This window comes from Rhizobium sp. NLR22b (genome assembly GCF_019685295.1).
Lineage (GTDB): Bacteria > Pseudomonadota > Alphaproteobacteria > Rhizobiales > Rhizobiaceae > Rhizobium.
The window spans coordinates 40168-51245 of sequence record NZ_JABDWM010000027.1 but is presented as its reverse complement, the minus strand read 5'-3'; the positions used below and the strand labels follow the sequence as shown (position 1 = coordinate 51245).

At 61.2% G+C, this 11078-nt stretch carries 11 protein-coding genes and 1 pseudogene; 9 read left to right on the top strand and 3 right to left on the bottom strand.

Annotated elements, in window-relative coordinates; translation table 11 throughout:
- The 7 genes and pseudogenes from HJC00_RS29590 to HJC00_RS29560 form a co-directional block, all read left to right on the top strand.
- Positions 1-142 (top strand): annotated as a pseudogene (locus HJC00_RS29590) (5-aminolevulinate synthase); the annotation flags it as partial.
- Between the two features lie 337 nt (positions 143-479).
- Positions 480-1457, top strand: a complete 978-nt coding sequence (locus HJC00_RS29585) for a LacI family DNA-binding transcriptional regulator (RefSeq protein ID WP_221165053.1) — start codon at positions 480-482, stop codon at positions 1455-1457.
- Positions 1458-1512: 55 nt separating this feature from the next.
- Positions 1513-2751: a sugar ABC transporter substrate-binding protein gene (locus HJC00_RS29580; protein WP_221147754.1), complete on the top strand. Its 1239-nt coding sequence runs from the start codon at positions 1513-1515 to the stop codon at positions 2749-2751.
- A 73-nt stretch (positions 2752-2824) separates the two neighbouring features.
- Positions 2825-3742, top strand: a complete 918-nt coding sequence (locus HJC00_RS29575; protein ID WP_210632921.1) for a carbohydrate ABC transporter permease — start codon at positions 2825-2827, stop codon at positions 3740-3742.
- The gene (locus HJC00_RS29570) at positions 3739-4602 is read left to right on the top strand and encodes a carbohydrate ABC transporter permease (protein ID WP_210632920.1); all 864 of its coding nucleotides are present in this window, start codon (positions 3739-3741) and stop codon (positions 4600-4602) included. The genes HJC00_RS29575 and HJC00_RS29570 overlap by 4 nt, the downstream gene beginning before the upstream one ends.
- Before the next feature lie 135 nt (positions 4603-4737).
- Positions 4738-6660: a glycoside hydrolase family 127 protein gene (locus HJC00_RS29565; protein WP_210632919.1), complete on the top strand. Its 1923-nt coding sequence runs from the start codon at positions 4738-4740 to the stop codon at positions 6658-6660.
- A gap of 11 nt (positions 6661-6671) precedes the next feature.
- Complete coding sequence (locus tag HJC00_RS29560; protein WP_221165052.1) at positions 6672-7757, top strand: ABC transporter ATP-binding protein; 1086 nt, start codon at positions 6672-6674, stop codon at positions 7755-7757.
- An 18-nt stretch (positions 7758-7775) separates the two neighbouring features.
- On the opposite strand, the gene dxr is transcribed toward HJC00_RS29560, so the two are convergent.
- Positions 7776-8966: a 1-deoxy-D-xylulose-5-phosphate reductoisomerase gene (gene dxr / locus HJC00_RS29555; protein WP_221147757.1), complete on the bottom strand. Its 1191-nt coding sequence runs from the start codon at positions 8964-8966 to the stop codon at positions 7776-7778.
- 377 nt (positions 8967-9343) lie between these two features.
- Here dxr and HJC00_RS29550 point away from each other — a divergent pair, with 377 nt between their 5' ends.
- Together HJC00_RS29550 and HJC00_RS29545 are read left to right on the top strand one after the other, a co-directional pair.
- Positions 9344-9994 carry a hypothetical protein gene (locus HJC00_RS29550; protein ID WP_210632916.1) on the top strand — a complete coding sequence of 217 codons (651 nt, stop codon included), beginning with the start codon at positions 9344-9346 and terminating at the stop codon, positions 9992-9994.
- A gap of 60 nt (positions 9995-10054) precedes the next feature.
- Entirely contained in the window at positions 10055-10345 is a 291-nt protein-coding gene (locus HJC00_RS29545) for a BON domain-containing protein (RefSeq protein WP_221147758.1), read from the top strand.
- A 75-nt stretch (positions 10346-10420) separates the two neighbouring features.
- Here HJC00_RS29545 and HJC00_RS29540 read toward each other — a convergent pair whose 3' ends face one another.
- Positions 10421-10573 (bottom strand): hypothetical protein, encoded by a 153-nt coding sequence (locus HJC00_RS29540; RefSeq protein ID WP_210632914.1) that lies wholly within the window; start codon positions 10571-10573, stop codon positions 10421-10423.
- Between the two features lie 114 nt (positions 10574-10687).
- Positions 10688-10945, bottom strand: coding sequence for a hypothetical protein (locus HJC00_RS29535; RefSeq protein WP_210632913.1), 258 nt, complete (start codon positions 10943-10945; stop codon positions 10688-10690).
- Positions 10946-11078: the final 133 nt, after the last annotated feature.

Genomic DNA, 11078 nt, shown 5'->3' with positions numbered 1-11078 from the left:
CAACTATCCCACCGTGCCGAAGAAGACCGAGCGGCTGCGCATCACGCCGACACCGCTGCATTCCGACGCCGATATCGCCCATCTGGTCGACGCCCTGCATTCGCTTTGGTCGCGCTGCGCGCTGGCGAGGCACGTCGCCTGATCTAACGATCGCCTGGGTTCTCACGCGCCGAATCAGAACCTCCCATCGGAGGTTCTGACGCCGATTGTTTGTTCGTATTCATTAGCTGGACAAGATTATCAGCGCTGCCCTATCGCTCTAGGGGCGAATGATGCAATGCGGTCCCATGGATTCGCATCGGCCGTATCCACGCCTTCCTTCCTGCGATCCACGCCTCACTGCTCCGTCTCTTGAAATGCATGAGAAAACCTTTTCTCACTTGACAGAGAGATTGGTAAAAGCTTTTCTCAAACCAATTCAGCAGGAGGAAGGCCTGAACATATCGGGAGGAAAAAGGGGCAGGATCACCATCCATGAGGTGGCGTCGGCTGCCGGCGTGAGCATCTCGACGGCGTCGAAGGCGCTCAACGACACCGGTCGGATGGGAGCGGAAACACGCGAGCGGGTGAAGCGGATCGCCGGCGAAATCGGATATCGGCCGAATGCGCTGGCGAGAGGTCTTCTCAGCAAACGCAGTTTCACCATCGGGCTGCTGACGAACGACACTTACGGCCGTTTCACGCTGCCTGTGATGGCGGGCATTTCTGACGCTCTCGTCGATCATGGCGTTTCAGTTTTCCTGTGCGCCATTGAAGACGATCCGGCGCTCGCCCAGATCCATGTCGACGCGATGCTGGACAAGCAGGTCGACGGAATCATTGCAACCGGCAAGCGGCTGGACAGGCGTCTGCCTGTCGACCTGTCGAATTTGCATGTGCCTGTCGTCTACGCCTTCACGGAGGGGACGCAGAACAGCGTTACGTTTCGTTCGGATGATGAACAGGGGGCGAGGCTGGCCGTCGAATGGCTCGCAACGATCGGGCGGCGGCGAATTGCCCATATCACCGGACCGGAGGACTTCTTTTCGGTGCGGGAACGGGCAGGGGCCTATCATCAGGTGGCGGGACACGGCGAGCCGGTGCTCTATGGCGTCTGGTCTGAAAGCTGGGGCCATGAGGCGGTCGAACAGCTCTGGAAGAGGCCGGGAGAAAAACCGGATGCGCTCTTCTGCGGCAACGACCAGATCGCCCGGGGTGCGGTGGATGCGCTGCGCGAGCGCGGCGTCAAGGTGCCGCAGGACGTCTCGGTGATCGGCTTCGACAATTGGGAGATTGTCGCGGCCCAGACGCGGCCGCCGCTGACGACGGTGGATATGGAGCTGAAGGAGTTGGGGCGGCAGGCCGGATTGACGGTGCTGGCGCTTGCGGAAGGACGGCCTGTCGAGCCGGGAGTGAGGAAGTTGCCCTGCCGGCTCGTCGTCCGGCGGTCATGCGGAGGTAGGACCCCCGAGGAATGATAATCAGGGAAATGAACAAAGGCGCGAGGAGATGCGCCATATTGGGAGGAGTGTCATGATCAAGCGTCTATTGGCGGCGACCGGCATCGCTACCTTGTGCCTGGTGTCGGCTGCATCGGCTGCCGAGAACGTCGAAATGTGGGTCCGATCGGGGATTGGCGATGCCTTTAAGAAGGTCGTCGAAGCCTATAATTCCAGCCATGAGAACAAGGTCGTGATGACCGAAGTGCCGTTCTCCGAGCTGGTGCAGAAATATGCGACGGCAATCGCCGGCGGACAGGCGCCAGATGCCCTGTCGATGGACCTCATCTACAATCCTGCCTTTGCCGCGGCCGGACAGCTGGAAGACCTGACGGATTGGGCGAAGTCGCTTCCCTATTTCAACTCGCTTTCGCCGTCGCATGTCCGCCTCGGCACCTATCAGGACAAGATTTACGGGCTGCCGCTTTCCGTCGAAACATCGGTCTTCGCCTGGAACAAGGATCTCTACAAGAAGGCCGGTCTCGACCCGGAAAAGGCGCCTGATAACTGGGACGAAATCACCGCCAATGGGGAGAAGATCCGGGCTCTCGGTGACGATACCTACGGCTTCTATTTCTCCGGCGGCGGCTGTGGCGGCTGCATGATCTTCACCTTCACCCCGCTCACCTGGGGTGCCGGCGCCGATATCCTGTCGGCCGACGGCAAGAAAGCGACGCTCGATACGCCTCAGATGCGCAAGGCCATCGATATCTACCGCAACATGGTCAAGAAGGACCTGGTGCCGGCGGGTGCGGCCAGCGACAACGGTACGAACTTCCTGACCTTCACCAATGGCAAGATCGGCCAGCAAAGCCTCGGTGCCTTCGCTATCGGCACACTGGTGACTCAGCATCCCGAGATCAATTTCGGCGTGACCCTCATTCCCGGCGTCGACGGCAAGCCGTCGTCCTTTGCCGGCGGCGACAACTTCGTCATTACCAAGGGCACGAAGAAGATCGACGCGGTGAAGGAGTTCCTTGAATATATCTATTCGATGGACGGCCAGAAGATCATGGCGAAATATGGCAGCCTACCGACACGCGGCGACATCGCCGACAAGGTGCTTGAGGGCCTCGACCCGCGAATGCAAGTCGGCCTCAAGGCGATCAGTGTCGCCAAGACCCCTTATACGCTGCAGTTCAACGACCTCATCAACAGCGCCAATGGTCCGTGGGCAAGCTTCACCAACGCGGCGATCTTCGGCGACGACGTCGACGGTGCGTTCTCCAGCGCCCAGTCGGAAATGCAGTCGATCATCGATAGCGGCCAATAACTCTCCCAAGGCCGCGGCCGGGGAGCGGTGGCAGCTTCCCGGCCAATTTCCATAGACAGATGCGGAGCGATTGATGACCGGTTCCGGTTCAGAGACCCTATTGCCTCGGCGCAAGCGTCGGCGCAGATCCAACTGGCGCGGCCTTGCCTACATCGCGCCGGCGATGGCGCTGGTCATCGTCTTCTTCGTCATGCCGGTTCTCTTCACGGGGTGGATGAGCCTTCATAACTGGCCGCTGATGGGAGCGTCGCGCTGGATCGGCTTCAACAATTATTTCCGCATGTTCAACGATACTCGTTTCATGGCGGCACTGAATTTCACCGCCTATTACACCGTGATCGTCACCATCGCGATCTTCGCCATCGCCTTTCCGCTGGCCATCTTCGTCGAGAGGGATAGGCAGTTCGTCAGCGCCTACCGCACGATCATCTTCCTGCCTGTTGTGGTCGGCCTTGCCACAGCCTCGCTGCTCTGGGTCTGGCTTGCCAATGTCGATAGCGGTTTCATCGGCCCGGCCTTGAAGGCACTCGGTCTTCTGGAAAAGAGCCCCAATCTGCTTGCGACCTTCGACACAGCCTTCCTGACTGTTGTGGTGATGGTCGTCTGGAAGATCGCCGGCTTCACCATGATCATTCTGCTGACCGGGCTGCAGGCCATTCCGTCCGAGCTGACGGAGGCAGCCCGCATCGACGGCGCCGGCCGCTGGCAACGTTTCCGGCATCTGACGCTGCCGCTGATGCGTAAGACGATCGCGCTGGCGTTGATCGTCTCGGTCACCGGCTCGATCCTCGCCTTCGACCAGTTCTACATCATGACGGCCGGTGGACCGCAGAACAAGATGATCTCGGTGGTCTATTACATCTTCAACCAGTCCTTCGTTTCGTTCAATCTCGGTTACGGCGCAGCGCTTTCGATCGCGCTTCTCGCCATCCTGGTCGCCATCAGCATCGTGCAGCTCTGGCTGCTTCGCGTCGGGGAGGAGCGTCCATGACGACGTCAAGGCAACGCCGCGCCCGCAAGGCCATCCGTACGAAATCGGCCTATCATCTCACCGGCATCGCCATCTCGATCTTTTTCCTGGCGCCCTTCGCGATCACGCTGCTCGCCTCCTTCCGGCCGGGTACCGAAGCCAGCCTGCCGCCCTTGCCGCCGTGGCCGACATCCGGCGTCAGCTTCGATGCCTATGCGCTGCTCGATACGTTCGGGGCCGGCATCTGGCAGCACATGATCAATTCGCTGTTCGTTTCGGTGGCGACCGTCGTGCTGACCGTCGTCGTCAGCCTGCTCGCCGGCTACGGTTTCTCGCGTTACCGGTTTCCGATGAAGAATGCACTCTTTGTGCTGATCATCGCCACGCTGATGATCCCGTTCCAGTCGATCCTGACGCCGCTCTTCATCATCCTGGCAAAACTCGGCCTCAACAATTCGCTGCTCGGGCTGACGCTCGTCTATGTGACGCTGCAGCTGCCCTTCTCCGTCTTCATGATGCGCAACGCCTTTGACGCCGTGCCGAAGGAGATCGAAGAGGCCGCCCGCATCGACGGCGCCCGCGACCTCAGGCTGCTGGCGCGCGTTCTGTTGCCGCTGGTACTTCCAGGCGTCGCGACGGTGGCGATCTTTGCCTTCCTCAATGCGTGGAACGAGTTTCTCGCCGCGCTCGTGCTGCTTTCCAGCAATGAGAAATACACCCTGCCGGTGCTGATGACGGCGGTCCGCGCCGGGCGGCTCGGCGCCATCAACTGGGGAGCGGTGCAGGCCGGTGTCGTCGTCATGACGATCCCCTGCCTGATCGTCTTCCTGCTCCTGCAACGCTACTACATGCGCGGGCTGATGGCCGGCGCGGTGAAATGACCTCGAACAGGATGATTTAAGGCCGGGTCGGTCCTTAAATTCGAATCCTGTTCTAAATTAGAGAGTTAGAGCATGATGTCGTCCGGAAAAACCGCTCACACTTTTCGGCATCATGCTCTAGGGAAAGTGGAGCCCATGACCAAGTCAAGCAACGACCGCCAGTTTCGCCCCGTCGCCGTTCCCGATGTCGAGCTCGGCGGCTTCTGGGGCAAGTGGCAGGATGCCGTCTGCAATTCGACCGCCGAGACCCTGCTCGACCGCTGCGTCGAAGCCGGGATGTTGAAGGCGATCGACGTCAGCCAGCCGAGCCCGGGCGTCGTCATTCCCATCCAGCCCTGGGGCGGGACGACGCAGATGTTCTGGGATTCCGACCTCGGCAAGTCGATCGAGACGATCGCCTATTCGCTTTATCGCCGGCCGAACCCGAAGCTCGAGGCGCGGGCCGACGAGATCATCGACATGTATGAAAGGATGCAGGACAAGGACGGCTATCTGAACGCCTGGTTCCAGCGCGTCGAGCCATCCCGCCGCTGGACCAACCTGCGGGACCATCACGAGCTCTATTGCGCCGGCCATCTCATGGAAGCCGCGGTCGCCTATTATCAGGCGACCGGCAAGCGGAAGCTGCTCGATATCATGTGCCGCTACGCCGATTACATGATCAAGGTTTTCGGTCATGGCGAGGGGCAGATACCAGGCTATTGCGGCCATGAGGAAGTCGAGCTGGCATTGGTCAAACTTGCCCGCGTGACCGGCGAGAAGAAATATCTCGACCTCTCGAAATTCTTCATCGACGAACGCGGCACCGAGCCGCACTTCTTCACGGCCGAGGCTGCTCGCGATGGCCGCAGCGCTGCCGACTTCCATCAGAAGACCTATGAATATGGCCAGGCGCACCTGCCGGTACGCCAACAGACGAAGGTCGTCGGCCATGCTGTGCGCGCCATGTATCTCTATTCCGGCATGGCCGATATCGCCACCGAATACAAGGACGACAGCCTGACGACGGCGCTGGAAACGCTCTGGGACGATCTGACCACCAAGCAGATGTACATCACCGGGGGCATCGGCCCGGCCGCGTCCAATGAAGGCTTCACCGATTATTACGACCTGCCCAATGATACAGCTTATGCGGAAACCTGCGCCTCTGTCGGTTTGGTCTTCTGGGCAAGCCGCATGCTCGGGCGCGGGCCGGACCGGCGCTATGCCGACGTCATGGAGCAGGCGCTCTATAACGGCGCGCTGCCGGGTCTTTCCACAGACGGCAAGACCTTCTTCTATGACAACCCGCTGGAAAGTGCCGGCAAGCACCACCGCTGGAAATGGCACCATTGCCCCTGCTGCCCGCCGAACATCGCCCGTCTGGTGACGTCGATCGGCTCATACATGTATGCAGTTGCCGATGATGAGATCGCCGTGCATCTCTACGGCGAAAGCACCGCCCGGCTGAAGCTTGCCAACGGCGCCGAGGTGGAGTTGGAACAGGCTACCAACTATCCGTGGGACGGCGCCGTCGCCTTCACTGCCAGGCTGAGAAAGCCGGCCCGGTTTGCGCTGTCGCTGCGCATTCCGGACTGGGCGGAGGGCGCAACCCTCAGCGTCAACGCGGCGATGCTCGACCTCGGTGCCCATGTCCGCGATGGATATGCGCGGATCGACCGCGAATGGGCGGACGGTGATAAGGTGGCCCTCTACCTGCCGCTGGCGCTTCGCCCGCAATATGCCAATCCGAAAGTGCGCCAGGATGCCGGCCGCGTCGCCTTGATGCGCGGTCCGCTCGTCTATTGCGTGGAAACAACGGACAATGGCAAAGATCTCAACGCCATCGTTCTGCCCCGCGAACTCCCGGCTGCCGAAACCGTCGTGCTGAAGGACCTCAATGATGCCGTCGCCCTCGATCTCAAGGTCGAGCGTGAGGAAACATCGAATTGGGGCAATTCGCTCTACCGCAAGGCGCCGGCCGAAAGGCGGGTCGCCACCGCACGCTTCGTGCCCTATCATCTCTGGGATAACCGCGCGCCTGGAGAGATGCTTGTCTGGGTCCAGGCGGACAAGTAGGTCGTTTGGGGATGACGAACGGTATGGGCAACAAGAGCGTCGTCCTTCAGGACGTGCGAAAGAGCTATGGCAATCTGCAGGTGGTGCACGGCATAGACCTGACGATCGAGGAGGGCGAATTCGTCGTTTTCGTCGGTCCGTCCGGCTGCGGAAAATCGACGTTGCTTCGCATGATCGCTGGCTTGGAGGATGTGACCGATGGGGAGATCGAGATCAAGGGACGGCTCGTCACCGATCTCGATCCATCCGAGCGCGGCATCGCCATGGTCTTTCAATCCTACGCGCTCTATCCGCATATGAGCGTGCGCGAGAACCTCGCCTTCGGACTGAAGATGGCGCGCACCAGTCCCGCCGAGATCGAGATGCGCGTCAAGGCAGCCTCGGCGATCCTGAAGATCGACCATCTGCTCGACCGGCGCCCCGGCCAGCTTTCCGGCGGCCAGCGCCAGCGTGTGGCGATCGGCCGGGCGATTGTGCGCGAGCCGGATGTTTTCCTGTTCGACGAACCACTCTCCAATCTCGATGCGGAACTGCGTGTTTCCATGCGCATCGAGATCGCCCGCCTTCATCGCGAGCTCGGCAACACGATGATCTATGTCACGCATGACCAGACCGAGGCGATGACGCTCGCCGACAAGATCGTCGTGCTGCGCGACGGCCGCGTCGAGCAGGCCGGGACACCGCGGGAAATCTACGAAAATCCTTCGAATACATTTGTGGCGGGCTTCATCGGCTCGCCGAGGATGAATCTCCTGAATGCCCGATGGGGCGAAGACGGTCTGGTCGACGTTGCCGGCGGGCGCGTCGAAAGCGGCCTGCTGCCGAAAGAAAGGCCGGCCGGTGCAGCCGTGACGCTCGGTCTGCGGCCGGAGCATCTGAAGGTGGCGCCCGAGCTCACTGGCAGCCTGAGGGCAAGGGTCGATTTTTCGGAGTATCTCGGCGGAACGCAGTATCTCTACTGCCAGCTCGGCGACGGCCAGTCGCTCACCGTCGAGCACCGGTCGCCGACCAGCATTGCGGCCGGCGAAGAGGTCAGCCTGCAGTTCGAGCCGTCGAATTGCCGATTGTTCGATGAGGGCGGTAATCGGCTGCGATAGCTGTAGCCGCCCGGACCCTCACCCGACGAGATCGAGTTTCATCAGCGCCGCCGCTCGCTGCCGGGCTTGCCGGTCGGCGTTGAAAACGTCGTCCATGCCGGCAGCCGGCGGCAGGCCGGCCAGGTCGTCCATGACCCTTTCGGTGACTTCGGCCATGGCGAGGAAGGAGAGGCGCCCATCGATGAAGGCCTCCAGCGCCACTTCCTTGGCGCCGTTCAGCACCGCGCCCTGAACGCCGCCGCGCGTCATCGCAAGACGCGCCAGCCGCAAGGCGGGGAACCGCACCTCATCCGGCGCCTCGAAATCAAGTCTCGCGAGCCTGGCGAAATCCAGCCGCTCGACCGGCAGGTTCGGCCGGCGCGGAAAAGACAGCGCATAGCCGATGGCGGTGCGCATGTCAGGTGCGCCGAGCTGGGCCAGCACCGAGCCGTCGGTATAACCGACCATGGAATGAATGATCGACTGCGGATGGAAGATCACCTCGATCTGCTCGGGCCTTAGCCCGAACAGATGGCGGGCCTCGATCATCTCCAGCGCCTTGTTGAACATCGAGGCGCTGTCGATCGAGATCTTCAAGCCCATCGACCAGTTCGGATGGGCGCGGGCGGTTTCCACCGTCACATCGGCCATCTCCTTCAAGGAGGCGGTACGGAAGGGGCCGCCCGAGGCGGTCAGGATGACACGCTCGACGGCATGGCGCTGGTTTTCTTCCAGCACCTGGAAAATCGCATTGTGCTCGCTGTCGACGGGAAGCAGCCTGCCGCCGCCGGCGCGGATCGCCCCGATGAAGAGATCGCCGGCCGAGACCAGACATTCCTTGTTGGCAAGGGCGATATCGGCGCCACGGCGTGCGGCTGCAAGCGTCGGCGCCAGACCTGCGGTGCCGACGATTGCCGCCATCACCCAGTCGGCTTCGCGGTCGGCTGCTTCCATGAGGCCGGATTTGCCCGACGCCACCGCGATGCCGCTGCCGGAAAGTTCGCTTTTAAGCGCTTCATAATGCCGGTCGTTTGCGGTCACCGCCAACCGCGCGCCGAAGGATCTGGCCTGCCGGGCGAGCAGCTGGACATTGCCGTTGCCTGTCAGAACGGAAATTTCGAAGTTCTCCCGCCCGCCCAGATGTTCGACAACATTGAGGGTATTACGGCCGATCGACCCGGTCGAGCCGAAGATGCTGAGGCGCCGCGGCGCGGTTTTGCCGGTCATCATTTGGAATTTCGCGAAAAATGTCTCTCGTGGGCTCAGGCTCTACTAGGGTTTGGAGGGTGCGGCAAGTGTGCGGTGCAGCAGATATCAGCCCTGTAGGGGTTTACAGAGCGGCAGCGGGATGGGATCCTTATGACATTCCTGAAGGGATGTGATTCCCCTGCGGCCTCTCGTCGGCGCATGGGTAATCGGGGCGCTGCGGCGGCTATTGAAAAACGGGCACTTGGCTGCCCTCGGCTTTTTCGGCCAACATTAAATCGAGGATGACATCGGGATGAACGGCTTGGCCGTGCTGCCCGTTCGCGTTCGCTGCGAGCACTTTGGTGCGGTATCGTGCCATTCGATGAGCCGGCACGTGTCAGGGCAAACGATCGGATCACATGACGATATTCAGAATAGCCATCATTCTTCTTGCCACCGTGCCTTCGCTGAGCGTGGCTGCAAAGGCGGACGACCTGCTGATCTGGTCGCCTGCCAAAGTGTCGGATCGATCGTACAAGGCGACAATGGGTTTTCGTCTGCCGGCGGAATGGGAAACGAGCGCTGGTGCCGACGTCGCATTGGCAGCGACAAAAGCCGGTGCGCCGCTGCCCGATTCCGAACAGGCCATGCTCTGGGGCAGGATCACCAAGACGAGCGTCACGCCGGCAGGCCAATCGCAGCAGGGGGCCAGGGTCAGCGTCGATACGCTGCGCGGCAGCGGCGCGCTGACACTCAGCCGCTCGCGCAGCTGGATTCTCTCGGATTCGCTCGACATGCAATCGAGCCGCTCCGTCAGCGTCCGTTACGATCCGGTCGACGCCAGGGAGACTTCGGTGACGGCGTCACAGGCGCTGAAGCTGATCCATCCCTGGACTGGAACCTCGCTTTCGGCCGGCGCGGGCGTCAGCAATGCGAGCGGCGACTTCTCGAGCACGGTGGCGGTCAACCAGGCGATCCTGCCGAACCTCAACCTCGATGCCTCGGTCAGCAATCCGTTTTCTCCCGATGAGGCCGGCAGCGTCAATCTCCGTTATCGCGTCAGCTGGTAACGCAGGAAACCAAACGAGGCCGATGGCGTTTCTTCTTCAGGTCTTTCGGAGGAACGGAATATGGTTTTCAAAGAGCCGACATTTCACGGGCTTGCGCCCGAAGTGGAAGCGGAGATCGCCAATCGCGCATCTCTCGAGGCCGCCGTCGCCAATGCTTTGGCAATTGCCGGCGGCATCGATGCGTCGGATGTGGAAGTGACGATGGAGGAAGATCAGGTCGTGTTGACAGGCACCGTCGGTACTGTCGGGGAGATCGAGCGGGCAACCGCCGTCGCCAGGGCAGTCGAAGGCGTGACTGCGGTGCAGAACCGAATCCTGCTCGGCGGGTCTGCTGTGGGAGAGCCGCACTGACATTGTCGAAACTTGCCCGCGCTTGCGAGCGCCGGCCTTGCCGACGCTATCACGGCGTTACGCCGGCTTGGCCGGTTAACCGGCGAATCGCTCGACGAGGAAGGATGAGCCGGCCGAGCGATCGGTCTTCGCTGTTGTCACCGGTCCCTGCGGGTGATAGGCGATGGCGAGCAGCAGAGCGCTGACGGCGACATAGGCGATTGCCAAAAGAGTCATCTTGATACGCATGATGAGTTCTCCCGTTTTCGCGATAAACGCGGCCGATGTTGCGAAGTTCCTCTTGGCGAAATCAAAGGAAAAGCCCGACCCCAATGCCCGGGCTTTTCATGCATAGACACTGCCTTATCGGCAGATCCGGGTCTCCTTGATGATCGTATGGCCGTGACGGCGGATTCTTTCCGTCTTGGTGAAGCAATCCTCGGAGACGCGGCGCATCATGTGATGGCGGTAGTAGGGGCGGTAGCGATAATAGGGCCCTTCCGAATCGCTATAATAAGGACGCGGGTTATCCGTGGTGATAGTGACACTTGCCGCCTGGGACGGCATGGCGGAAAGGACGGACGCTGCAGCGAGCGTGCAAGCAAGAATGAGCTGTTTCATGACGAGCCTCTCTTTCTGAGTTGGTCATAGTTTCAACTCGCCGGAAGCGCCGCCGGTTCAATCACATAGCGTTACCGATTGTGTCGAAGGCAGAAACTTTTGCGGCCGCGGATCGTTAGCGCAGGGAACAGCC